General features: G+C 63.8%; 22 protein-coding genes and 1 pseudogene. 10 read left to right on the top strand and 13 right to left on the bottom strand.

All coding sequences use genetic code 11. The annotated features are described in order from the left end of the window. The first annotated feature begins 78 nt into the window (after positions 1–78). Positions 79–417, top strand: coding sequence for a BON domain-containing protein (locus HDG32_RS00745; protein WP_018425284.1), 339 nt, complete (start codon positions 79–81; stop codon positions 415–417). Positions 418–511: 94 nt separating this feature from the next. Here the strand turns inward: HDG32_RS00745 and HDG32_RS00750 are convergent, their stop codons facing one another. The 6 genes from HDG32_RS00750 to HDG32_RS00775 all read right to left on the bottom strand — a co-directional run bounded on the left by HDG32_RS00750 (position 512) and on the right by HDG32_RS00775 (position 4,010). Next, complete coding sequence (locus HDG32_RS00750; RefSeq protein ID WP_184062453.1) at positions 512–964, bottom strand: PA2169 family four-helix-bundle protein; 453 nt, start codon at positions 962–964, stop codon at positions 512–514. A 298-nt stretch (positions 965–1,262) separates the two neighbouring features. Next, positions 1,263–1,844, bottom strand: a complete 582-nt coding sequence (locus HDG32_RS00755; RefSeq protein ID WP_184062455.1) for a hypothetical protein — start codon at positions 1,842–1,844, stop codon at positions 1,263–1,265. Between the two features lie 97 nt (positions 1,845–1,941). Beyond that, entirely contained in the window at positions 1,942–2,286 is a 345-nt protein-coding gene (locus tag HDG32_RS00760) for a DUF1488 domain-containing protein (RefSeq protein WP_184062457.1), read from the bottom strand. Next, positions 2,283–2,855 (bottom strand): DUF4142 domain-containing protein, encoded by a 573-nt coding sequence (locus HDG32_RS00765; protein WP_184062459.1) that lies wholly within the window; start codon positions 2,853–2,855, stop codon positions 2,283–2,285. Before HDG32_RS00765 ends, HDG32_RS00760 begins: the two co-directional genes overlap by 4 nt. Positions 2,856–2,915: 60 nt before the next feature. Further along, on the bottom strand, positions 2,916–3,467 hold the full coding sequence (locus HDG32_RS00770) for a type 1 glutamine amidotransferase domain-containing protein (protein WP_184062461.1): 552 nt from the start codon (positions 3,465–3,467) through the stop codon (positions 2,916–2,918). A 198-nt stretch (positions 3,468–3,665) separates the two neighbouring features. Then, the gene (locus HDG32_RS00775) at positions 3,666–4,010 is read right to left on the bottom strand and encodes a chemotaxis protein (RefSeq protein WP_184062462.1); all 345 of its coding nucleotides are present in this window, start codon (positions 4,008–4,010) and stop codon (positions 3,666–3,668) included. Between the two features lie 171 nt (positions 4,011–4,181). Between HDG32_RS00775 and HDG32_RS00780 the strand changes: the two genes are divergently transcribed. Next, a complete protein-coding gene (locus HDG32_RS00780; protein ID WP_184062464.1) occupies positions 4,182–5,489 on the top strand; it encodes a DNA topoisomerase IB in 1,308 nt (435 codons plus the stop codon). A 77-nt stretch (positions 5,490–5,566) separates the two neighbouring features. Here HDG32_RS00780 and HDG32_RS00785 read toward each other — a convergent pair whose 3' ends face one another. Next, complete coding sequence (locus HDG32_RS00785; RefSeq protein WP_184062466.1) at positions 5,567–5,878, bottom strand: hypothetical protein; 312 nt, start codon at positions 5,876–5,878, stop codon at positions 5,567–5,569. A 298-nt stretch (positions 5,879–6,176) separates the two neighbouring features. Between HDG32_RS00785 and HDG32_RS00790 the strand changes: the two genes are divergently transcribed. Next, entirely contained in the window at positions 6,177–6,683 is a 507-nt protein-coding gene (locus HDG32_RS00790) for a PRC-barrel domain-containing protein (protein ID WP_184062468.1), read from the top strand. 62 nt (positions 6,684–6,745) lie between these two features. After that, entirely contained in the window at positions 6,746–7,159 is a 414-nt protein-coding gene (locus HDG32_RS00795) for a DUF3175 domain-containing protein (RefSeq protein ID WP_184062471.1), read from the top strand. Positions 7,160–7,197: 38 nt separating this feature from the next. Here HDG32_RS00795 and HDG32_RS00800 read toward each other — a convergent pair whose 3' ends face one another. The 3 genes from HDG32_RS00800 to HDG32_RS00810 all read right to left on the bottom strand — a co-directional run bounded on the left by HDG32_RS00800 (position 7,198) and on the right by HDG32_RS00810 (position 12,288). After that, on the bottom strand, positions 7,198–9,963 hold the full coding sequence (locus tag HDG32_RS00800) for a LuxR C-terminal-related transcriptional regulator (RefSeq protein WP_184062473.1): 2,766 nt from the start codon (positions 9,961–9,963) through the stop codon (positions 7,198–7,200). Positions 9,964–10,122: 159 nt separating this feature from the next. After that, positions 10,123–10,908: a response regulator transcription factor gene (locus tag HDG32_RS00805; protein WP_184062474.1), complete on the bottom strand. Its 786-nt coding sequence runs from the start codon at positions 10,906–10,908 to the stop codon at positions 10,123–10,125. Positions 10,909–11,196: 288 nt separating this feature from the next. Continuing rightward, the gene (locus HDG32_RS00810) at positions 11,197–12,288 is read right to left on the bottom strand and encodes a YadA-like family protein (RefSeq protein WP_260335516.1); all 1,092 of its coding nucleotides are present in this window, start codon (positions 12,286–12,288) and stop codon (positions 11,197–11,199) included. Here HDG32_RS00810 and HDG32_RS00815 point away from each other — a divergent pair. Next, positions 12,269–12,526, top strand: a pseudogene (locus HDG32_RS00815) (PLP-dependent aminotransferase family protein); the annotation flags it as partial. The gene HDG32_RS00810 and the pseudogene HDG32_RS00815 sit on opposite strands and share 20 nt — an antisense overlap. A gap of 71 nt (positions 12,527–12,597) precedes the next feature. After that, positions 12,598–13,170, top strand: a complete 573-nt coding sequence (locus HDG32_RS00820) for an aromatic acid exporter family protein (RefSeq protein ID WP_184062478.1) — start codon at positions 12,598–12,600, stop codon at positions 13,168–13,170. A gap of 25 nt (positions 13,171–13,195) precedes the next feature. On the opposite strand, the gene HDG32_RS00825 is transcribed toward HDG32_RS00820, so the two are convergent. Further along, positions 13,196–14,176 carry an AraC family transcriptional regulator gene (locus HDG32_RS00825; RefSeq protein ID WP_184062480.1) on the bottom strand — a complete coding sequence of 327 codons (981 nt, stop codon included), beginning with the start codon at positions 14,174–14,176 and terminating at the stop codon, positions 13,196–13,198. A 117-nt stretch (positions 14,177–14,293) separates the two neighbouring features. Here HDG32_RS00825 and HDG32_RS00830 point away from each other — a divergent pair, with 117 nt between their 5' ends. Beyond that, entirely contained in the window at positions 14,294–14,635 is a 342-nt protein-coding gene (locus HDG32_RS00830; RefSeq protein WP_090809722.1) for a carboxymuconolactone decarboxylase family protein, read from the top strand. Positions 14,636–14,776: 141 nt separating this feature from the next. Here the strand turns inward: HDG32_RS00830 and HDG32_RS00835 are convergent, their stop codons facing one another. Continuing rightward, positions 14,777–16,273, bottom strand: coding sequence for a carbohydrate porin (locus tag HDG32_RS00835; protein WP_184062482.1), 1,497 nt, complete (start codon positions 16,271–16,273; stop codon positions 14,777–14,779). A gap of 1,157 nt (positions 16,274–17,430) precedes the next feature. Here HDG32_RS00835 and HDG32_RS00840 point away from each other — a divergent pair. The 3 genes from HDG32_RS00840 to HDG32_RS00850 all read left to right on the top strand — a co-directional run bounded on the left by HDG32_RS00840 (position 17,431) and on the right by HDG32_RS00850 (position 20,885). Next, positions 17,431–17,571 (top strand): hypothetical protein, encoded by a 141-nt coding sequence (locus tag HDG32_RS00840; protein WP_184062484.1) that lies wholly within the window; start codon positions 17,431–17,433, stop codon positions 17,569–17,571. Between the two features lie 214 nt (positions 17,572–17,785). Continuing rightward, positions 17,786–19,543, top strand: a complete 1,758-nt coding sequence (locus tag HDG32_RS00845) for an ABC transporter permease subunit (RefSeq protein WP_184062486.1) — start codon at positions 17,786–17,788, stop codon at positions 19,541–19,543. A gap of 4 nt (positions 19,544–19,547) precedes the next feature. Continuing rightward, positions 19,548–20,885: an AAA-associated domain-containing protein gene (locus tag HDG32_RS00850; RefSeq protein WP_184062488.1), complete on the top strand. Its 1,338-nt coding sequence runs from the start codon at positions 19,548–19,550 to the stop codon at positions 20,883–20,885. 170 nt (positions 20,886–21,055) lie between these two features. On the opposite strand, the gene HDG32_RS00855 is transcribed toward HDG32_RS00850, so the two are convergent. Then, positions 21,056–22,111 carry an aldo/keto reductase gene (locus HDG32_RS00855; RefSeq protein ID WP_018425310.1) on the bottom strand — a complete coding sequence of 352 codons (1,056 nt, stop codon included), beginning with the start codon at positions 22,109–22,111 and terminating at the stop codon, positions 21,056–21,058. Between the last annotated feature and the right edge of the window lie 212 nt (positions 22,112–22,323).

Here is a 22,323-nt window from a genome sequence, read left to right on the forward strand (position 1 = left end):
TCTCATCAGCGGCTTCGGCCGCGATCGGCCACCGGCCAACAAGACCGCCATTTTCATTACCACCTGATGGAGAGAACCATGAAGACGATCCAGCTTCTGAAGACCGCAGGCAGCATCGCCGTCGTCGCGTTCGCGCTGAACGCGAACGCCCAGACCAGCGCTTCGGCCCCGCCCGCGGCGTCGGAAAGCGTCGGCCAGCATATCGACGATGGCACCATCACGACCAAGGTCAAGGCTGATCTGCTTGCCGCGAAGAACGTCAAATCGACGCATATCCACGTGAAGACCCGCAAGGGCGTCGTGTGGCTCACGGGTTCGGTGCCTTCGGCCGACGACAAGTCCGCCGCCGAAGATGTCGTGCAAAGCGTGAAGGGCGTGACCAGTGTGAAGAACCATCTGAAGGTCGCGGCTGACTGATATCCGCGCGATCGGGTCGCACCGATTCGACTGAACAGAACGTAACAGAGCCGGCTGGTAGAGCCGGCTCTTCCTTATTGCACTGACGCGTCGATCAGCGCTTCATCGCCGTATACTGGTCGCGCAGATCGCGCACGCGGTCGTGCGTTTGCAGCACGCCCTGGTACTGCCGCTCGACGATTGCCCGCACGTCCGCCGGCAAATCCTTCTCCAGCGCGTCGTGATAGCGTTTCTTCGCGACGTCCTCGCCTTTTTCGCACTCGGCAAGAATCGCATGGTCGCTGCGATTCGCTACCGCCGATTTCACGTCGACCCAGCCGCGATGCAGCGCACCGCTCATGCTGCCGCCGGTTTCGGGCTTGCCGCCCAGAGTCTGAACGGCATCCTGCAACTCACGCGCGCCGCGCGAGCAGTCCTCGGCACTCGAACGGAACAGCATCTTCAGCTGGTCGTCGTGCGCATCCTCGGCTGCCTTCATAAAGCCCTTTTCGCCATCCTTCGACGTTTCGACCAGATCATTCAATACGGAAACAACGTTGGTAGCCATTCAATACCTCCAAGGGTTTCGTTCATCGCGGAATCCGCCGCGCGGGCCTTTTTATGTGCCTCGCGATGAAGCGGTTCGACGTGCGGCGGGCTGCATTCGATAGCACGCATCACGCGTGCCCGGCACCTCGCGCGAGCCGATGCGTAGCGAAAGGCAGCTCGAACGATCGCAGCCGCCGCGCGATGCGCGGCAACCGCGGGTGTCGCGCGACGTGGAAACAGCGCGGAAAACGGAAAACGGAAAACGGCCCGATGATCGTCACCGGGCCGTTTTTTGTTCGTATGCCGCGTCGCTCATATCACGCGCGCTTCTCCACGAATTCCTTGATCGGCTCGGGCGTCTTCAGCGGATCGAAATCGGCCCAGCGTCCCTGCTGCCAGCGGCCGGTCGCCTTCTCGATCGACACGCCGCCCGCTTCACGCAGCACGCGCGCGGCGTCCAGCTGATTGTCGGGCGACACGTGCACGGCGACGAGCACGCCCGAATCGCGCGACTCCTCGTGATACGGCACGCGATGGTCCGATTTGCCGCGATCCGTGGTGCGCGACATCGCGCCGACCAGCGAGCCGACATACGCGCCGACGCCGGCCGCGATCAGCGACACCAGCAGCGGCGCGGAAAACACCGCGAAGATCGCCACGCCAATCACCGCGCCAATCACCGCGCCGATCGTCACGCCCATGCCCGCGCCTTTAGGCGCTTCTCGCGCGCCGGGGTCGGTATCGGTGTCGCCGCCGATCGGGAAACGCGCATGCTGGCCGCGCGGATTGACGAAAAACAGCGTGACGTCCTCTTCCACGAAACCCGCATCGAACAGTTTTTGCGCCGCGCTTTCCGCAGCGGGAAAAGTCGTGAAGCGTGCTGCGACGATGAGTGACATACGGCCTCCTTATCGTTAATTGCCGCTCGCGGACCATCCTGTCGCCGGGGGCGCGAGTCGGAAGCAGTGCGCCCAGTCAATGCGACACGCAGCGGCGCTACGCCGCGGCGCCGCGATCCGGTTCCATGCCTTCCACTCTGAACAGTCCGCTATGCAACACTACGCTTTCTCCGTCGTTCTGGTCGAGCGCTTCCGCGCAGACCGAGCGGATGCGCTGACGGCCTCTGTCGAAAGCGGCCATCAACGCCGCTTCAAGCGCGGACTCCGCGCCGAAATGATCTTCCAGAGCCTCGGCAGTGATCGCGCAAACCACTGGCTCGCCATCGACGCGCGCAAGAAAGCGCACGGTCAGATTGGCGCCGTCGAACGCCGCTTCGTCATCGGGGAAAGTGATCTGCATCAGAGAGTCCTCATAAGCAGGCCGTGGCAGGATCGCGTTCATGACGAGCCCTTCAATTTGCCGGCCAGTTGCTCCGCCATCTCGAGGTGATGCTTGATGGTCGGCAGCGCTTGCGCGGCCGCGGCCTTCAGTTGCGAGTCGGTGCCGCTCTCGCTTTGCTGCTGGAACAGGTCGACCGCGCGCTGATGCGCTTCCACGCCGACCTGCTCGACATAGGCCTGATCGAACTCGGTGCCCTTCAACGTCTGCAGTTTGCCGACCAGCGCGGAATCCGCGGACGGCGTCGGCTTGAAGCCCTTCTTCGCGACCAGCCCGGCCATTGCGTGCGACAGCTTCGTGTGGTCGGCGATCATCTGTTGAGCGAACTTCCTGACATGCGGATCGTTGGAGTTCTTCAGCGCGACCTTGCCAGCGGCGATTTCAGTCGCGTCCGACTTCGACGCTTCGAGCACGAACTGCTGATCCGCGGGTGACAGCGTCGTGCCGCCGGTCGGCGCTGCGCTCGCGGGCGCATCGCTCGCCTGCGCGCGGGCCGTGTCGATCGATGCCGCGCTCACGCCCAACACGGCCAGCGCGGCAGTCAACACTTGTAGGGAATACCGGAATTTCATGCATTTTCTCCCTGTCGAATCACCGATGCGCAGGCTCCGAAGCCAACCGGCCGCCCGCTATCAAGCCGCCTTGCGCTTCGTCAGTTGCGCGATCAGCGCCTTGTTGAACGCGGGAAGGTCGTCGGGTTTGCGGCTCGAAATAAGATTGCCGTCCTCGACCACTTCCTGATCGACCCACGTGCCGCCCGCGTTGCGAATATCGTCCTGCAGGCTAGGCCAGCTCGTCACCGTGCGCCCCTTGATGATCCCCGCCGATACCGGCAGCCACGCGCCGTGACAGATCACCGCGATCGGCTTCTTCGCGTTGTCGACCGCTTTGACGAACGCCTGCGCCTGCGGCAGCAGTCGCAGCGCGTCGCCGTTCACGACGCCGCCCGGCAACACCAGCGCGTCATAGTCGTCGGGACTGGCCTTGTCGAAGGTCGCATCGACGTCGACGGTATCGCCCTTGTCGACGTGTTTGAAGCCCTGGATCCTGCCCGGCTTCGCCGAGATCACATGGACCGTCGCGCCCGCCTCGGTGAGCGCGCGTTTCGGCTCCATGAGTTCTGCCTGCTCGAAACCATCTACGGCGAGTACCGCTACCTTGTAGCCATTCAGTGCATCAGTCATGCGTGCTCTCCTTCGTGCGGCGCCGCGCTCATGCACTTGCCCGTGATGCATGTGCATAGGTCTGCGCCTTCGCTAAGCGTGGTTCAGCAAAAAACGTGCCCGCTTGAGGCAGTGTTCAGCGGGCTGACAGTTGGCGGTGCACCGACGCTGCGGTTGCACCGTTCAGCTCGAGCCGCCGCGCGTGCAAAAGCGTCGTGGTCAGACGTCGTTTTCGTCTTCGTCGGAGCGTTCCGCGCCCGGCGGCACTTGCGGATCGACGACGTGGTCGGTGTCGATATCGCGGTCCATCTCCAACGTCGAATCGCCATCGGCCGACGCGCGCTCGCCCGTACCTGAGCGATCGGTATCGCTGCCGAGTGCGGCGTCGCCGGCTTCGAGCGCGTGATTGTCGAGCTCCGTATCGACGTCGAAATCGTGACGCTTCGCGCCCGCCACGTCGCTGCCGCTATCGGACGAGTCGCTGGGACCCAGCGCGCCCGTCGTGCCGGACGTTTGCTTGACGGTCTGCTGCGGCTCTTCATCGGGGTTGAGTGTGCTGCTCATGAAAGCTCCTTTTCCGGTTGGTCACGTCGACTTTTCCGCAAGGACCGTTCCGCCTCAGCGCGCTGGTCACTTGTCGATGGCATCCCCCTTGCTTCCCGCCGATCACACGGCACACATCGCACCTACCCGGCGAACCGGTTCGAACCGGGTTTGAAACTTCTACCTGCAACAATGGCTACCGCGACTCATTCCACGACCACATCACGCAGCCCGACCACCGCGAACGGCAACACCGCACCCCAACCGATGCCGCCGGGACTGCGCCACGCCGACGACACGAGGCCCGGCTACACACGCAAGCGCGACCGGAACGGCTTCATCTATTTCGACGTCGACGGCAAGCGCATCGTCGATGAGGACGAGATTCAACGCATCAATTCGCTCGCGATTCCACCCGCGTACGAAAACGTGTGGGTCTGCCCCGATCCGCGCGGTCATCTGCAGGCGACCGGCCGCGACGCACGCGGCCGCAAGCAGTACCGCTATCACCCCCGCTGGCGCGAAACGCGCGACGCCGACAAGTACGAACGGATGGCCGAGTTCGGCCGCGCATTGCCCAAAATTCGCGCGCGCGTGGCGCGTGATCTGAAGCTGCCCGGCATGCCGCTCGACAAGGTCGTCGCGGCCATCGTGCAGTTGCTCGACACGACGCTGATCCGCATCGGCAGCGCAGAATACGCGCGCGATAACCACTCGTACGGATTGACGACGCTGCGCAAGAAGCACGTGAAGATCAGGGCCGGTCAATTGCGCTTCCAGTTTCGCGGCAAGAGCGGCATCGAGCACGACGTGACAGTGGACAATCCGAACATCAAGCGCATCGTGCGACGTTGCGCGGAGCTGCCCGGTCACGACCTGTTCCAGTATCTCGACGAAGACGGCACGCGCCACAGCGTCGGCTCGACGGATATCAACGACTACCTGCGCCGCGTAAGCGGCGCGGACTTCACCGCCAAGGACTACCGCACGTGGGCCGGCAGCGTGTACGCGCTGGCGGCATTGCGCCGCTTGATGTGCAGCAGCGCGGCCGAAGCGCGTCGTCATATCGTCGCGACCGTGAAAGAAGTGGCGACGCTGCTACGCAATACGCCCGCCGTCTGCCGGCGCTGCTATATCCACCCGGCGATCATCGGCGCGTTCGAGGCGGATGAGTTGCAGAGCCTCGCGCCAGGCCAATCGCGCCGCGGACTCAAGGTAGATGAAGTGGCCTTTGCGGTGCTGCTCGCGCAGGCGGAAAAGCGTGCGGCGAAACTCGCGCGCGCATCCGGTGGCAAAGGACGCAAGACGCGGGAGTCGTCGGTCCACGACAGTATCAACGGTTCGTTGACGAGTCTGCTAAAAAAGTCGCGCGTGGTGCGCAAGAATGCCTCCGCCGCGAAAGACAAAAGCGCCGCGGCACATTTGCGAGCCACGGCACGCGTTCGTACGCGGCGCGCTGCGCGGCAAATGGCATCCGAACCGAAACCAAGGGCCCAGTGACGGGCTCAGCGCTGAATCGACGCCGGCGCGTTACGACGAACGCACAGGTGCATGGCCGCGCCCGCATCGATCCAGCGTTACTGTCCCTTCGTATCGCTGCTGGCATTGGCGCCGGGCGTGTTCGTCGTATCGGTCATCGGATTGTTTGCCTTCGACTTCTTGTGATGATGTTTCATCGACGAAGTCGATCCCATGGTGCTGCCCGTGACATTCGACGCGGGCTCGTTGCCCGCCGTCGGCGCCGCGGTCGCCGCGCCATGCGCGTTGCCGCCGCCGGTGCCGCTATTGCCGTTACCGCCGCCCGCCTGCGCGAACGCGGCGCCCGACGCGACGGCGCCCGACGCGACCACACATGCCGCGAACAGCCATGCCTTCGGATACTTGCTCATCTGGGTTCTCCCTGAAGTAAAAGGACGGGTGCGATCCTTCGGTTCCCTGCTGCCATCACTGAGAGTCGAGCAAGGCCTATGCCGCGCGATGCAGTCGTCGCATCCGCGCATCGCGCTTCGCTGATCAGCGCTGCGTCGGCACGGACGAAATAATTGCAAACGCGCTCGCATCCTTTACGCGCGCGCTGCCTCGTCGCGCGGATCCGCCGCGCGCCACGGCGTAACGGCGCCGCATGGCTAGATGGAACGGCCGTTGCTAAATGCCTCGGTACATTCACCCCTTCAAAAGGAGCCCATCATGGTGATGCAGACCCAGACACAAGGTGCGAACATCGTCGGTAAAGGCGCCGCGACCGCGGAAGGCCCAGGTCCGGATGTAATGGCCGCGGCTACGCTCGACGGCAACAAGGTTATCAGCAGCGACGGCGAGCACATCGGCAAGATCAAGGACATCATGCTAGACGTGCGTTCGGGCCGCGTCGCGTATGCGGTGCTGTCGAGCGGCGGTTTTCTCGGCATCGGCGACAAGCTGCTCGCGATTCCGTGGAGTGCGCTGACACTCGATACGCAGGAAAAATGCTTCGTGCTGAACATGGTGGCCGAGCGCGTGAAGAACGCACCGGGATTTGATAAGGATCACTGGCCATCGATGGCGGATCAGACGTGGGCCACCACCGTGCATCAGTACTACGGCAGCGAACCGTACTGGGGCGGCGACGTCTATACGAGGCGCGACGACCTCGGCGCCGATGACATTCCCGCGGGTTCGTCGGATGCGCCCGAGGCCGGTGGCGTGAAGCTCTGATCGCCAAATCGACCATTTTCGACGCGTGGCGAGTCCGACATTCCGCTTCAGGAGACCACACAATGGCGACCCGAAAGACCAGCAGCAAATCGAAATGCCCTGTGTCTCTTGGCAAGTCGGGACGGCCACCGCGTCAGCGCCACGCGCGGGCGCATGCCGCGCATCGCGCCAAAACCGCGAAGTCGAACGGCGCATCCGGCGCGAAGAGATGGTCGCATCACGTAATGGAAACGAGCGACGCGATGGACATCCGGAAGGATATTTTCAAAACCGGCAGCGCGGAGTCCATCGCGCAATCGTTGAAGCACTCGTCGACGGCGAGCCGTCGACGCAAGGGCACGCCGTTTCAATCGGCGATGTCGATGCTCAATTTCTACATCAACCGAGCGGGCCGAAACCTGCCGACGGAGCGGCGCGATACGTTGCAGCGGGCCAAGCGCAAGCTGCGCGAAGCGTTTGGACGAGAGCCGCGGTGAGGTGACCGGATGACGGCGCCATCACGCGGCACGGCGCTTCAGTCGGCTCCAGGCTGAATGCCGAAGACACTCTGCACGGCCTCGTACCGCGAATTGACGTTCAGTTTTTCGAACACGTTCTTCATGTGCCATTTGACCGTCTCGGGTGCCAGATTCAATGATCGTCCGATTTCCTTGTTGGACAGCCCGCGAGCGACGTAGCCCAGTATTTCGAGTTCTCGCGCGCTCAGTGTGCCCGGCGTTATCTTCGTGTCGGCATAGCTCGACGAAGAAGATGGCGTGTTATCCGCCTCGTCGAAAGCCGACAGCACCGTGCCGATATACGTGGCGTGCCCGGTCGCGATTTCCGATGGCGTGCGGCGAAAGCGTTCCAGTAACGCACGCATCGGCGACCCCTCGTCCACGAAGCTATTGATCATCCCCATCGCGCCGCCGATCCGCAGCGCGTTTCCCAGCGCGGCGAACGCCTGTTCCGAAGCACCGTTCTGCTCATGCGCGAGAGAAAGCAGCAGCGAAACGACGGCCTCGGCATAGCGCCAGCCCAGTGCAACCAGATTGTCGAGTGAGCGCGAGAGAAAACCAACGGCGTCGCCGGCGGCATTTTCAGCGAGCAGAACGCGGGCTTGCAGCACGCAGTAGCTTGCCCACGTTTCCATGGCCGAGCCCCGTCGCCCTTCGCACATCATCGGTACACTCGCGCTCAGTTCGTCGGTGACCTGTCGCGCCTCGACCACCCTACCGTCGGCAAGCAGCTGTCTGACGGTTTCCGCATCGCACGCGAGCTTCAGACGCAACCATCGACGGGTTATCGCGAGCTGTCGACCGTCCTCGAGAACGGCGAGCGCCGGCCCTTTTTTGCCATCCCGCCACAGCAGGCGCGACGCGGTGAGCATATAGCGCATCAATGCGGCGAGCGGCGAAGTCTCCAGCGCGATGGTCATGCGACCGTCGATCAACTTCCGCGCCTTGGACAGCTCGTTGCACTCGTAGTAAATCGACGCAAGGCAACCGGCTACCGCGGCCGCGCCCGCCGACCACTCTCCTAGCTTGTCTTCGGCGTACCGCATCGCGACCTCCATCACCCGCCTCGCATCGGGAAGTTCGCCGTGTATCAGCGCGGCGATGCCGTACACCGCGTCGCGCAACATATCCGCGCTGTTCGGTTTCCGGCTGAGTCCCACCTGATCGACCCGCGCTCTCCATACGCGGGAGATGTAGGCGAACTGCCCTCTATACATCAAGCCGAAAATCTCCGCGCTTTGCCCGTAATGGCGTACCCACGGTTCCGCAGGCGCCGTCGATGCCTCAACGGCACGCCCGAGTTCCAGCGCATGTTCGCTGTCGTCGTTCACGCAAGCGATCATCGCGTGGATCGCGTTGATCTCCGCCCATGCGACCTCGTCGGCTACCGACCGATCATCACGGGCCATTCGTTCGAACTCGTCGGCAATCTCGCCGATCTCCTTCGACGCGCGCGCGGTCTCAAGCGACATCGCGAGAGCCCAGGCTTTCGCCAGACGCAAGCGCAGTCGACCCGCGATCACGTCCGGCGGCAGTTTGCGAATCCAGCCCGGCAGCCTGAACGGGTCGCCGCGTTGGAGCATCTCCATCGCACAGTTTTCGGCCCACTGCGCCGCCTGCCCGATGTCGCCCGCGGCCAGCGCATGTCGCACGGCTTCGCGCCACAGGCGAGCCCGCGCGAACCACAGGCTGGCCCGGCGATGCAGCAACGGAACCTGTCCTGGCGTCTGACGCATGAGACGGCGGCGAAGCGCATCGCTCAGCAATGCGTGATAGCGATACCAGTTCTGCGTCTCATCGAGCGGCCGGATGAACACGTTATGCCGCTCGAGCCAGTCCAGCTTTTCTCCGCTTTCGCCCTCACCGCCCATGACATCGTCGCACAGCGTCGCCGTAAGCCGCTCGAGAATCGACGTGTAAAGCAAAAACGTCAGCATGGGCGGCGGCAAATGCGCAAACACCGTATCGTTCAGGTAGCGATCGATGCCGAAGCGGGAACCGGCGAGATGACTGGCGAGCGCGGCCACGTCATCGATCCGGTTCAGTCCGAGCGAAGCCAGTTGCAAACCGGCCACCCAGCCTTCGGTCGCGCTGTTCAACAACTCGACGCTGTTGCGGTTGAGCAGCGCGTTACCGGTGTGGTCGAAAAACGCCTGAGCATCGTCGAGCGAAAAGCGCAGATCGTCGACATTCACACGCGAAAGTTTGTCGGGCGAGCGCAGCCCGCTCAGCGACAGCGCCGGTTCGCCGCGCGCGCCGAGCAGCACGTGCAGGTTGTCGGGCGCGTAGCGCAGCAGGCGCGACACGATCGCGAGAACGGGTTTCGCGCTCAGACGGTCGACGTCGTCGAGCACCAGGAAAACACCGCGGCCGTATGCGGCGATGCCATTGAGCAGCACTGAAATGACCGTTCTGACCGGCGTGTGTGCATCGTTATCGAGGAGTTGCTGTGCCTGCCACGCGATCTCCTTCGACGCGCGACAAAGCGCCGCCACCAGATAGGCCCCGAGTTGCTGCGGATCGTCGTCTTCTTCATCGAGACTGAGCCACGCAACGGGACGCTTCTTTCTCGTTTGCGCGTCGCTCCACGCGGCAAGCAAGGTCGTTTTGCCGAAACCCGCGGGCGCGCTCACGAGCGTAATGTGACGCGGACGTCGTTCATCGAGTCGCCGGAGCAATCCCGGCCGTTGCACGCAACCCGCGGGAAGACGCGGCGGCATCATCTTGGTCTGGATCAGCGACACGATCCATTCACGCTCGAAACTATCAGCGGTTGTATTCATGAGGTGTCCTCTCACCGGCTATCCGTGAGAGGCATGGAGGGTCGTTGTGAATTTGCTTTCAAGATACGCCGAACCGTATGACGACTCAATGAGGAGCCGCGCAACGAGGCGCGACCAGCGCAATCCGCTTCAGGTCGCTCATGGTCTCGTGTCGGATCGCTAGCGGAGATCGTTTTGCGCGCCCTGCTCGGACCTGTCCTTCTCCGCGACAGCGTCTTCCGGCTCGGCGCTCGCCGGCGCTTGCGCTTGCGCGCTGCCAGCAGCGACCTCGTCGAGCCGGTAGCCGTGCGTATAGACGGTCGTCAATCGCACGCCGTTGTCCGGATGCAGGGTCAGCTTGCGTCGCAGCCGGTAGATATGCGTGTCGATCGTGCGCGACGTACTATCCAGCTCGCGGCCCCACGCAAGCTTCGCCAGAAGCCGCTTGGAAACGACCCGTCCGAGGTTCGCGAAGAAATAGGCCGCCACGTCGAATTCCTTTTCCGTCAACAAGATCGATTCGCCGTGCAGAAAAACACTGCGCTGCGTGACGTCGAAGACATACGGCCCAACCGCGATTGCACTTTCCACCTTGATGCTGCGTCGTGTGCGACGCAACAGCGCGCCTACCCGTGCCCCCAGCTCTTTGGCCCGGAACGGCTTGACGACGTAGTCATCCGCGCCGGCGTCCAGCGCCTGCACGATGTCGACTTCCAGAAGCCGGCTGGTCACGAACAGCACCGCGGGTTCGCGGCCCAGGTGACGGCGTATCCAGTACAGCACCTCGAAGCCGCTCATGCCCGGCAATTCCCAGTCGAGCACCACGAGATCGACCTCGTTGGCCTGAAGAAAACTGATTGCGTCCTTGCCCCGCTCGACCTTGTTTATTCGATGCCCGGATTGCCCGATCTCCCTTTCGACCGAATCAGCTTGCGCGGGATTGTCTTCCACCAACAGGATATTCATCTATCACCTTTTTCTTTCGCCCTGGCGACTTGAAGACCGGCCCGCTCGACAGATGCGGCGAAAGACATTTGCATCTGGAATTTCACTCACACGAGCAACCAGTTCAAACAGGACGAAAAAGCCAACATAGAAAATCGCAGACGGCACCAGGTCGGCGTGAGCGGCCAGCGGCGCCGGCCCCGTATGCATTGTGAATTTCGAGAAGAACGATAGAGCCAGTCGCCTTTCAAATCGCCCCCCTTTGGGAGGGGGGGATGGTGTTTTCGAAGGGGGGGTCATATTGCACGATCACCCCCCCTTATCAGTGATTCGATCTGGCGCGCGAGCATCCGGCCGCGCGTCGGCGGCGGTAATGGATCGGGATCGTCGCGGACATACAGCCGGTTTCCCCGTCGCGCTCGTACCGACGCCGCCCTTGACCTTCAGGTTGGCGGTCACCCGCGCGGAAAAGCCGATTGCAACGGCCGTGTAGCCCTTGTAGTTGCCCGAGCCGATTCCAACCGAGAGGGTCTTGCCGGGGTCGACGTCCGGGATCCTCGTCAACGCGGTCGCGCCGGCGATGCCTGAATAGGCCTGGCGCGCCACCGCGTTCACCCCCTGCTGAACCGAGTCCAACTGCTGCATGTTGACCGCGTCGGTCGGACTGACGCCCGGCGCGACGTTCGAGATCGTCCGTTCGTGACCGAGCGAGCCGATCGACACCGAGTTCGCGTCGCTGGCGGCGGAGCCCGCACCGAGCGCGACCGAGTTGGGCGCGGCCGCAACCGCATTCGCGCCGAGCGCCGACGAACCCGCGCCGCTCGCCTGTGCGCCCGACCCCAGCGCAACGCTGGCGCCGACACCGCCGAGCGTCACGCTTGCATGGGACGCGTTGTCGTACAGCACCGCGTCGTTGTCGATCGAGGTCACCGCCTGCAACTGGCTCACGTTGACCGCATCGGTCGGCGCTGTGCCCGCGGCGACGCCGGTCAGTTGGCTCGCGCCCGCGGTGCCCACGAAGTCGACGACGTTGCCGCCCGTGTTCGCGCCGACCGTTACCGTGCCATTGCCCGGCGCGCCGCCGACCTGCTGCACGAGGCCGACGGTGCCGTTGGCGATGCCTGTCGACAGTGCCGTCACACTGCTCGACGCCGTGGTGAGGCCGGTGGACAACGACGCGAGATTGCTGTTGGTGGTGTTGAGCCCGGTCGACAGTGACGCTACGCCGCTTTCTGCGGCGCTGATCGCCGTTGAAGTCGAGGTCGACAGCTGGCTCAGGTTGCTGTTGGTCGTGCTCAGTCCGGTCGATAGCAACGTAACGCAGCTTTGTGCGGTGCTGAAGCCGGTCGCGGTCGAGGTCGACAGCGAGGTCAACTGACCGAAGAGCGACCCCGCATGCATGTTCGTGTGGTTGCGCGTGCCGCCGCCGTGGCGCTCGGACGACTTCGCGGCAAACGCGCTCGCGCGCGGGGTCAACACGATGCCCGCATCCGCGTTCGCGGTCGATCGCTCGACGGTCGAGCACGGCGTGCGCATCAACCTCGCTTGCGCCGAGTCGCGCGAGCAGTTGACGCGTGGCCTGCAGATTCTCGCGCACACGCTACGCGACCGGCCGCGCGCGCTGTTCGGTACGATCTAGCTAGCAGTGGAAGCGTGAAGCGGAGCCGCTAGAATACGGGACCTCCTGCCCCGCCGAGCCGCCTTCATCCGATGACTCCGTCCGACGATTCAAGCCCTTCCTCGCGCACGCACGCCGCCGATGCGCTGTTCGCTTTCCTGAAGACGCTGCCGCTCGGCGACCGCCTGATCGAGGGCGGCTTCATGGCCGTGCAGGCCGTGGCGGGCGCGAGTCTCGCGTTCGGCATCGGTCGCACGCTGCACACCGAGCAGGCGTTCTGGGCCGCGATCACCGCGATCGCGGTGAGCCAGCATAGTTATATCGACACCCGCAAGCTGTCGCGCGACCAGTTCATCGGTGCGATGGTCGGCGGTATTTGCGGGCTGATCGGCACGCTCGCGGGCGGCGGCCATTTTGCCGCGTACGCGGCGACCGTGGCGGTCGCGATCCTGATCTGCTGGGTCGTCAACGTCGGCAGCGCAGCGCGCCTCGGCGGCATCACCGCGACGATCATGCTGCTGGCGCCAGGCATCGGCCCGGCGTGGGACAAGGCCTTTCTGCGGCTTGCCGAAGTGACGCTCGGCACGGTCTGCGCGCTCGTGGTCGCGCGACTGATGGCGTCGTTCGAAAGGCGCGCGTTCAGCAAGGGCGGACCGCCCAGATAGAATCGCCCACGCGCTGAGTCTTTAGTCAGTCATCCAGAGCATCGTCCGTTGGTGTGCGGCGCCGGTAACGTCCCGGCGTCACACCGACGCTTTGCGCGAACGCCTTGCCGAACGCCGCCTCCGATTGATAGCCGACCGCCTCGCCGATGTCCGCCGCGCTGCGTTGTGTGCGCAACAGCAGATCGCTGGCGATCGCCATGCGGATCTGCGTCAGAAAATCCATCACGGTCACGCCCGCGCGCTCGTTGAAGTGGCGCGCGTATGTTGCGCGCGACATCGCCGCTCGCTCGCCGAGTTCAGAGATCGTCCATGCGCGTTCGGGCGCGTCGAGCATGGCCTGCACCGATGCGCCGAGGCGTGCGTCCGTCAGCAACGCGAGCATCCCCGTGCCGTTTGCATTGCGCTCGCCGTGCACGCGCAGTGCCATCGCGAACAGCGCGTGGCTCAAGGCCGTCACGATCGCGAGCGCGCCAGGCTGACGCCGCTCCGCTTCGCCGCGCATCAGAGTGATCATCGTCTGCAACGCATCGAGCGTTTGCGCATCCCCGAGCGATACGTGCAGCGGATCGGGCAGCACATTGAGCAGCAACGCCGATGAACCGGGTGCATAGACGAAGCGGCCGCACAGCAGATCGACGCCGTCATGAATCGCGGTGTCGTTGGGCGCGTGCGCGGCCGTGCCAGTGGTTTCGTGGCCATCGTTGCGCCGCACCGGCAGCATGCCGTCATGCCCGAGCGTCAACGGCAGGCCACCCGCCGAGCGCTTTACGTCGCGCATGCGATGCGCGGCGCCACGCGGAAACAGCATGAAATCGCCGGCCTGCAATTCGAGCGGCTCGCCGGCGGCGGTCTCGATCACACAGCTGCCGTCGAGCACCAGATGAAACGGCGCAACGCCCGCCTCCAGCGGCGCGTGATCGATGTCGAATGCGCCTGATAGCAGGCAGCGAAGATCGAGACTCGCTTGCGGCCGGGCAAGGTCGATCAGGCGACTGAGCGTGTCCATGAGACGAGCGCGCTAAAAGTTGAGTCGAATGAGTATTCAGGATATCGCGGCGCGGCGCAATACTTTGTCCCACGACGCCGGCAACCGCCGGCGCGCAACGGACCAAGGAGCACTGCCATGTTGAACTGGATCGATTACCGCAAGGAACTGTTCGGCCGTATCGGCGAAATGTCGAAGCTCGCGCCCGAAAGCGTGAAGGCGTATCAGGCGATGTCGAGCGCCGGTCAGAAGACCGACCTGCTCGGCGCGAAAATGCGCGAGCTGATTGCGCTCGCGGTAGCGGTCAGCCTGCGCTGTGACGGCTGTATCACGGTCCATACGGCCGAGGCGCTGAAGCACGGCGCGACCCGCGAGGAAATCGCCGAAGCGCTCGGCGTCGCGATGGCGATCAACGCGGGCGCGACGCTGGTGTACTCGGCGCGCACGCTGGACGCGGTCGCCGCGCATACGCAGGGGTAAGCGAGACTGATGATTAGACGCAGCGATTGCCAAGTCATCGTCCGTCCTTACGTGCCGCATCGACCGATCATGTCCGGTGATGCGGCGCGCGGCCCTTGTTGAAGCGATCGATCAAACGCGTACCAGCCTGATGACCGTTCCTCAGAACTGAATCGTCGTGCGCAAACCGAGAACCGCTTCGTTCTCGATGCGCTGGGACGAATCGTCCGGATGCGGAATTCCGCCGCCCGGCCGCCAGAAGTACTGGAAGTCCGCTTGCAGCATCCACCACGGCGCGACCTGATACTGATAGGTGGCTTCGAGCATCGTCTCCGCGCTGCGCGACGGATAGCCCGGCGTGTACAGCGGCTGCGCGCTCGCAAGATGCTGCGCGTGCGAGCCGATCTTCGCATAGCCGAGCGCGAGCCCGACCACGTCGGTGTCGCGCCCCTTGAACGGCGCCTTGAGCGTCACGCCCGCGTTTACGCCGAGATCGACCAGATTGCGATCGCCCGGCGCACCCATGATGCGCGCGAACACACCGAGCGACCGCGGACTGTCGGAGCCCGCGCGCCACACCATCTGATCGGCGACCGCGTAGAAACTGTAGTTGCCGCGATGACTCGTCGGCACGCCGTTGCTCGCCGGATTCGCTAGCGACAGGCCGCTCGTGTCGAAACCCTGATCCGCGAAGTGGTTGCTGTTGTACCAGAAGCCGAGCTTGTAGGTGCCCGGCAGGCCGGCCGGCTTCGGATCGGACGCATTCGCCGACGGCTGGTTGATCGCGTACTGCAGTTCGCCGATCACGAGCACGCCGTTGCCGAGATTGAAGTTCGTGCCGCTCGCGTTGAGCTTTTGCGGATCGCCGACGCCTGGCGCCGGATTGCCGTCGAATACGCCGCCCAACACGGTTACTCCGTTCGCGAACGACGCCCGCGCCCTCACGCCGAGCGACGACAGCGGATAGGCCGGGCCGCCCGCCGGCAGATCGACGGACGGCAGCACTGGCCAACCGAACGTCGCGTTCATGAAGGTGGCCGCGTACTGGCTGACCATGAACTCCTGATCGAGACTCTGCTGACCGATCTTCACGTCGACGTTGCCGAGCGACTGCTGATACCACAGTTCCCACAGACGGGTCGCGGCGTCGGCTTCGATGCCGCTCGCGGTTTGCAGCGTTTGCAGATTTCTGGCGGTCAGGCTCGTGCCGTGAATCTGCAGACCGGACACGTTGAAAGTGCCGCCTGGCAATCCAAACGCCTTTTGCGTATCGACGACGAGTCCGAACTCGGTCAAGCCTTGATAAGCACCGCCGCGATTCGTCCCGCCCGAGAGGTTGCCCATGTACTCGCCGGTCTCCTGCAGATTGAAAGTCACACCGTAGTTGCCGAGCCACGGACGCAAACCGCCCATGTCGCCGAGCAGGTTCGAGCGCTCCCACAATCCCGTGGGCGCGGCGACGCTCTGATCGGCGGGCGCCGCATTGTCCGTGGCGCCGGGAGCCGGTGCGGCCGGGGCGGTCGATGGCGCCGCTTGCGTCGGCGCGGCTTCGCCGGGTGTCTGCGCGAACGCGCGAGGAACGAGGCCGAGAGAAAGAACTGCGCTCACGGCGATGGCACCGCCGGAACTCAGCGGTCTGCGCTTGTAGATATTTTCCATCACGTATCTGGGGTTGAAGTTATAGGCGGATCGCTCCGTTGTTGTTCGCACACGCAGGTGGCAAACGTGTGTTCAATTCATTCCCGGCATGCAAGCTTGCGCGAGCCAGCGACGTTACGTAACGCACTCCGGCGCACAACGAGCGCAACGCGCTTACTGATTCCGCCCGCCACAGGCGTTGCTGCAATATCTGAAGCAGATAGACAAGCATCATCCCTCCGCGCCGCCCGGCCCGAAGGCGAGCGCAATGCGAAAGCGCAACCGCCTCTGCAAGCCGAGGTTGCAGACGACGGTCAGAAAAGAGGAAGCGTGCTACGGAAAACCGGCAGCAAAGGCCGGTCAGAATTGAAGCGCGCTAACCCGAATGGGGCGAGTTAGCGGCGAAGGAATGAACCTGCGGCGACTATCTCGCGGTTGTGTTGCCGGCGCTGGCCGGCATCGGACTTCCACTGCCTGAACATGCGTCCATGGGTGACTCCTTCGATACGTTGGGGCGGATTGTATTGACGTCGCCCGAAAAAGCGCAAGTAAAAAACGCATAAAGACAACGTCGGGTTCTCGGGGCCGCACGCAATGATTCTCGAACTCGTTACGCAAGCCTTCGTCGATAAATGTTGGCTCTGCTTACAGAATCCGGTTGACTCCGGGTTTTTACCGCGTCTAGAATTCGCCCGTCTTCTCAAATGGGGCTGATGCCTTGGACACCTGCAGTAGTCGATCTTCGAACAGTTTCACTGCCTGACCGGCAGAACGTCCGCGCCCCTTCCCCGCGCCGCCGTTCCGCCAGCAGGCAGAACGGTGCGCGCCGTAGCAAATCTTCTTCGTGCACCTCGATCATGAGCGCCATGTGGACGCCGCCTTCGCTCGTCCGCACTGGCACGCCCTCGCAAGCCTTCGGGTTTGCGGCCGAAGCTCGCCGATACCCGCGCCTGGTCGCGGGTTCTGGCGAGGCCGGTAAAACCACGCTGCGTGCCTGAGCGCAGTTCAACCCGACGAGGAACCCCATGCCCGACAGTGACAGTTGTTGTTTATGCCCCTTCCCTTCAGCCATAGAGAAGGAAAGCAGCTAGCAACCTGACGCCGCGCCAAGCGTGCGACGTTGGACCGTCTGCCCGCTTTCCGCTTGCCGCGTCACATACGACGCGCGGAGAAACGTCATGTATTTCGCTCTGCTTTTGCCGCATCTGCCCTATCGCAACGAGCCGCGCGCTCACTACGAGTCGCTTCTGTCGCTCGATCCGGTCCAATCGAATCGGCTTGTCACGCTGTGGCGCCGAATCGGGTCGCTGCTCTCTTAAGTCCTGCCAGGTTTCTGTCACGAATCAACGCCATTATCGAAAGATTGTGGCGTTGCCTCGTCGTGGCCGTTGCTTGCTGAATGAGCCCTTTCATCAACTTGCGATTCGTCATGTTCCAACTCAACAATCCCTCGCGAATCGATGCATGTGTCGCCGCCCTGTACGGCGGCACGACTTCGCTGTGCGCAAATACCCACGGCCCCGGAGGTTACTGATGGAGTTCGGTTTCAACCTGAACCGCACCGCCAATGCATCCGCACGACGGCTGCGTCCAAACGGATCGGACTTCGTCGCGTTCCCGCTGATCATCTGCCTGATCGCGATGGCGTCGATCGGCTTTCACGAGACGCTCGCGCCGATGTCGACGCTAAAGACGCAGGCGATCTCGCTCGATCCGGCCAACCTGCCCGAGTACGCGATGCGCACCACGCTGCGCATGCTCGCGGCGATGGTCGCGTCGCTGATCTTTACGCTGGTCTACGGGACGCTGGCCGCCAAGAGCCGCCGCGCCGGTCTCGTGCTGGTGCCGATTCTCGACATCCTGCAGTCGGTGCCGGTGCTCGGCTACATCTCGTTCACGGTGACGTTCTTCCTCGCGATGTTCCCGGGCCGCGTGCTCGGCGCCGAACTCGCCGCGATCTTCGCGATCTTCACGAGCCAGGCGTGGAACATGACGTTCAGCTTCTATCAGTCGCTACGCACGGTGCCGCGCGATCTCGACGAAGTCTCGCGCGGCTTTCATCTGACTTCATGGCAGCGCTTCTGGAAACTCGAAGTGCCGTTCTCGATGCCCGGCCTGATCTGGAACATGATGATGTCGATGTCGGGCGGCTGGTTCTTCGTCGTGGCTTCCGAAGCGATCACGGTCGGCAATCATACGATTACGCTGCCGGGCATCGGCGCCTACCTGGCGCAGGCGATCAGCGACAAGAACCTGCACGCGGTCGGCTGGGTCATTCTGACGATGACGGTCGTGATTCTCGCCTATGACCAGTTGCTGTTCCGTCCGCTCGTCGCGTGGGCCGACAAGTTCCGCATGGAGACCACGACTTCGGGCAACGCGCCGCAGTCCTGGCTGCTCGACACGATGCGGCGCACACGTCTGATTCATCAGTTGCTGACGCCGGCGGGCGTGATGCTCGCGACCACCGCACGCATTCCGTTCCGTGTGCCTTTCGCGAGCGCGCGACGCGCCAGCGGACCGCGCGGCGAGAAATCGACGCGCGTGGGGGACATCGTGTGCGGCGTGCTCGTATTCGTGCTGACGGTCTATGCGATCTATCGCGTCGTCGCCTATGTGCGTGCCGGCGTCACGCTCGACGAGGTCGGTCACGTGTTCGTGCTCGGGCTCATCACACTACTGCGTGTCGCCGTGCTGATCGCGATCTCCTCGGTGATCTGGGTACCGATTGGCGTGTTGATCGGCCTGCGTCCGGCGCTCGCCGAGAAGGTCCAGCCGCTCGCGCAGTTTCTCGCCGCGTTCCCCGCGAACCTGCTGTTCCCGGTGTTCGTGATCGTGATCGTGCGCTTTCATCTGAATCCGGATATCTGGCTGTCGCCGCTGATCGTGCTCGGCACGCAGTGGTACATCCTGTTCAACGTGATCGCGGGCGCGACCGCCTATCCGAACGACTACCGCGAGGCGGCCATCAATTTCCGCATCCGGGGCTGGCAATGGTGGCGCCAGCTGATGCTGCCGGGCGTATTCCCTTACTACGTAACTGGCGCGATCACCGCATCGGGCGGCGCGTGGAACGCGAGCATCGTGTCCGAGTTCGTCCAGTGGGGCGATACCAATGTGGTCGCGCACGGCCTCGGCGCCTATATCGCCGAGACGACCGCCGCGGGCGACTTTCCGAAGATCATCCTTGGCGTCGCCGTGATGTCGCTATTCGTCACGCTATTCAACCGCGCGCTGTGGCGCCCCCTGTATGCCTTTGCCGAAATCAGGCTGCGACTCGACCAGGAGTGAACCCATGCAAAACGTCATTCAAGCCATTCCCGCCGACCGGCTCCAGTCGCCGCCGCGCGTGGGCGCGCAAGTGCTGAACATCGAGCACGTGAGCCGCGGCTTCCATAAAAACCAGAGCGACCTGCTGGTGCTCGACGACGTCAATCTGACGCTGCACGAGGGCGAAATCGTCGGACTGCTCGGCCGCTCGGGCTCGGGCAAGTCGACGCTGCTGCGCATCATCGCCGGTCTGATCCGGCCGACGAGCGGCAATGTGACCTACCTGGGCAAGCCGCTCGACGGTCCCGCCGAGGGTGTCGCGATGGTGTTCCAGACCTTTGCGCTGTTTCCGTGGCTGACGGTGCTGCAGAACGTCGAAGCGGGGCTGGAGGCGCTCGGCGTCGGCGTCGAGGAGCGGCGCACGCGCGCGCTCGCCGCGATCGATCTGATCGGCCTCGATGGTTTCGAAAATGCGTATCCGCGCGAACTGTCGGGCGGCATGAGGCAGCGCGTCGGCTTCGCGCGCGCGCTCGTCGTCGATCCGACCATCCTGCTGATGGACGAGCCGTTCTCCGCGCTCGACGTGCTGACCGCCGAAACGCTGCGCACCGACCTGCTCGACCTGTGGAACCAGGACCGCATGCCGATCAAGTCGGTGCTGATCGTCACGCACAACATCGAGGAAGCCGTGTTCATGTGCGATCGCATTCTCGTGCTGTCGTCGAACCCCGGGCGCGTGGTGGCCGAGACCGTAGTGCCGTTCGCGCATCCGCGCAACCGGCTCGACCCGGATTTTCGCGCGCTCGTCGACGAAATCTACGCGAAGATGACCGCGCGCCCCAGCGACACCGCGGCCAAACGCGAACTCGAACCCGGCAGCTGGTTGCCGAACGTGTCGACCAACCTGATGGCCGGTCTGCTCGAAACGCTCGCTGCAGCGCCCTACAACGGCCGCGCCGACATGCCCGACATCGCGCGCACACTGCAGCTGGAAGTCGACGAACTTTTCCCGGTCGCGGAGATGCTGCAGTACCTCGGCTTTGCCGAAGTCAGCGAGGGCGACGTGCTCCTGACGCCACCCGCGCATCGATTCGCCGAGGACAGCACGCAGGAGCGCAAGATCATGTTCGCCGATCATCTATTGCAGCGCGTGCCGCTCGCCGCGCGAATCAGAAAGGTGCTCAACGAACGGCCCGGACATCGCGCGCCGCGCGTGCGCTTCGAGCAGGAACTCGAGGACCTGCTGTCCGACAGCGCGGCGCAGGAGACACTCGATGCGGTGATCGACTGGGGTCGTTACGCGGAAATCTTCTCGTACAACGACAAGACGGAGACTTTCAGTCTCGCGGACGTCGAGACCTGAGCGAGTGCCGAAACGAAATGGCCGCGGAGAACCTGAGAGCGGCGGATCGTCTTCACGAGTTGGGGTTTTTTCCAGTCGACCGCCTCAGGCCCGCGCGCGCGAGCATGAAACTCGCGCGGCCCATCGATGAAGATTCGGGCTTCCAGGGCGAACGCGAGTACGCCGTCGCGTTATCGCTGCACGACGTGCCGAACCTCGGCCAGCTGCTGCCGGCGTTGCTCGCCCTGCCGCTCCAGCATCCAGCCGGGGTACTCCGCCGGCAGCGCGCTGACTTCGGCCAGCTTCGCGAGCTCATCGGCGGATAGCGCGACGTTGGTCGCCGCGATGTTGTCGTCGAGCTGCTCGATTTTCTTCGCGCCGACGATGACCGTGCTGACGACACGCTGATGCAGCAGCCACGCCAGCGCGATCTGCGCGACCGAGACGTTTTTCGCTGCAGCGATTTCGCGCATCACGTCGATGCAGTCATACGCGCGCTCGCGATCGACCGGCGGAAAATCGAAGTTCGTGCGACGGCTGCCCGCTTCGGCCTGCTGCTCGCGTCCGTATTTGCCGCTCAGCAAACCGCCCGCGAGCGGACTCCACACCATCAGGCCGAGGCCTTCGCTTTGCAGCATCGGCACGAGTTCGCGTTCGAGATCCCGGCCCGCGAGCGTGTAATACGCCTGCAGCGTTTCGAAGCGCGCGGTGCCGAGCCGCTCGGCGATGCCGAGCGCCTTCGCGATCTGCCACGCGGCCCAGTTCGACACGCCGACGTAGCGCACGTGGCCGTGCTGCACGAGCGTATCGAGCGCGCGCACGGTTTCTTCGATCGGCGTGGCCGGATCGAAACCGTGGATCTGATACAGGTCGACGTGATCGAGTTGCAGACGCTTCAGGCTCGCCTTGATGCCGTCGAGGATGTGATAGCGCGACGCGCCGCGCGCGTTTGCGAACTCGCCGGTCTGGCCGAACACCTTGGTCGCGATCACGACCTTGTCGCGCGGTACTTGCAGATTCTTCAGCGCCTGGCCGGTGATCTGCTCGGACAGGCCGCCCGCGTAAACGTCGGCGGTGTCGATGAAATTGATGCCCGCGTCGAGCGCCCGGCCGACCAGCCGCTCCGCGTCGTTCTGCTGCAGATCGCCGATCTGCCGCCAGATGCCTTCGCCACCGCCGAAGGTCATCGTGCCCAAACACAACTCTGAAACAAACACACCGGTACGGCCCAACTGGTTATATCGCATCGTCGACGCTCCATCGTGGGTGCAGGAAGAGTCGTCAAGCGTACTGCAATCGGCGGAGGTTGGTAGGAGCGGCACACACGCCGCAAAAGACTACGAATTCCAGCAGCGGCGCGAAGCCCGATGCGCCGCGCACGAGCGGCGAAAACCTGAGAGACTGACGGCTATTGCGCCGTCAGCGTGGAATGACCCACAACCCCAAAACGGTCGACATT

Origin of the sequence: Paraburkholderia sp. CI2, assembly GCF_014201055.1 — a bacterium.
GTDB classification, from domain to species: Bacteria; Pseudomonadota; Gammaproteobacteria; order Burkholderiales; family Burkholderiaceae; genus Paraburkholderia; species Paraburkholderia tuberum.

Coding starts and splice junctions, on each gene's coding strand:
- HDG32_RS00840 (WP_184062484.1), top strand. CDS start 17,431: ATGTATTTCGCTCTGCTTTTGCCGCATCTGCCCTATCGCAACGAGCCG.
- HDG32_RS00765 (WP_184062459.1), bottom strand. CDS start 2,855: ATGAAATTCCGGTATTCCCTACAAGTGTTGACTGCCGCGCTGGCCGTG.
- HDG32_RS00760 (WP_184062457.1), bottom strand. CDS start 2,286: ATGAACGCGATCCTGCCACGGCCTGCTTATGAGGACTCTCTGATGCAG.
- HDG32_RS00820 (WP_184062478.1), top strand. CDS start 12,598: ATGACTCCGTCCGACGATTCAAGCCCTTCCTCGCGCACGCACGCCGCC.
- HDG32_RS00835 (WP_184062482.1), bottom strand. CDS start 16,273: ATGGAAAATATCTACAAGCGCAGACCGCTGAGTTCCGGCGGTGCCATC.
- HDG32_RS00800 (WP_184062473.1), bottom strand. CDS start 9,963: ATGAATACAACCGCTGATAGTTTCGAGCGTGAATGGATCGTGTCGCTG.
- HDG32_RS00825 (WP_184062480.1), bottom strand. CDS start 14,176: ATGGACACGCTCAGTCGCCTGATCGACCTTGCCCGGCCGCAAGCGAGT.
- HDG32_RS00850 (WP_184062488.1), top strand. CDS start 19,548: ATGCAAAACGTCATTCAAGCCATTCCCGCCGACCGGCTCCAGTCGCCG.
- HDG32_RS00855 (WP_018425310.1), bottom strand. CDS start 22,111: ATGCGATATAACCAGTTGGGCCGTACCGGTGTGTTTGTTTCAGAGTTG.
- HDG32_RS00795 (WP_184062471.1), top strand. CDS start 6,746: ATGGCGACCCGAAAGACCAGCAGCAAATCGAAATGCCCTGTGTCTCTT.
- HDG32_RS00830 (WP_090809722.1), top strand. CDS start 14,294: ATGTTGAACTGGATCGATTACCGCAAGGAACTGTTCGGCCGTATCGGC.
- HDG32_RS00775 (WP_184062462.1), bottom strand. CDS start 4,010: ATGAGCAGCACACTCAACCCCGATGAAGAGCCGCAGCAGACCGTCAAG.
- HDG32_RS00790 (WP_184062468.1), top strand. CDS start 6,177: ATGGTGATGCAGACCCAGACACAAGGTGCGAACATCGTCGGTAAAGGC.
- HDG32_RS00780 (WP_184062464.1), top strand. CDS start 4,182: ATGGCTACCGCGACTCATTCCACGACCACATCACGCAGCCCGACCACC.
- HDG32_RS00750 (WP_184062453.1), bottom strand. CDS start 964: ATGGCTACCAACGTTGTTTCCGTATTGAATGATCTGGTCGAAACGTCG.
- HDG32_RS00845 (WP_184062486.1), top strand. CDS start 17,786: ATGGAGTTCGGTTTCAACCTGAACCGCACCGCCAATGCATCCGCACGA.
- HDG32_RS00810 (WP_260335516.1), bottom strand. CDS start 12,288: ATGCATGCGGGGTCGCTCTTCGGTCAGTTGACCTCGCTGTCGACCTCG.
- HDG32_RS00745 (WP_018425284.1), top strand. CDS start 79: ATGAAGACGATCCAGCTTCTGAAGACCGCAGGCAGCATCGCCGTCGTC.
- HDG32_RS00785 (WP_184062466.1), bottom strand. CDS start 5,878: ATGAGCAAGTATCCGAAGGCATGGCTGTTCGCGGCATGTGTGGTCGCG.
- HDG32_RS00770 (WP_184062461.1), bottom strand. CDS start 3,467: ATGACTGATGCACTGAATGGCTACAAGGTAGCGGTACTCGCCGTAGAT.
- HDG32_RS00755 (WP_184062455.1), bottom strand. CDS start 1,844: ATGTCACTCATCGTCGCAGCACGCTTCACGACTTTTCCCGCTGCGGAA.
- HDG32_RS00805 (WP_184062474.1), bottom strand. CDS start 10,908: ATGAATATCCTGTTGGTGGAAGACAATCCCGCGCAAGCTGATTCGGTC.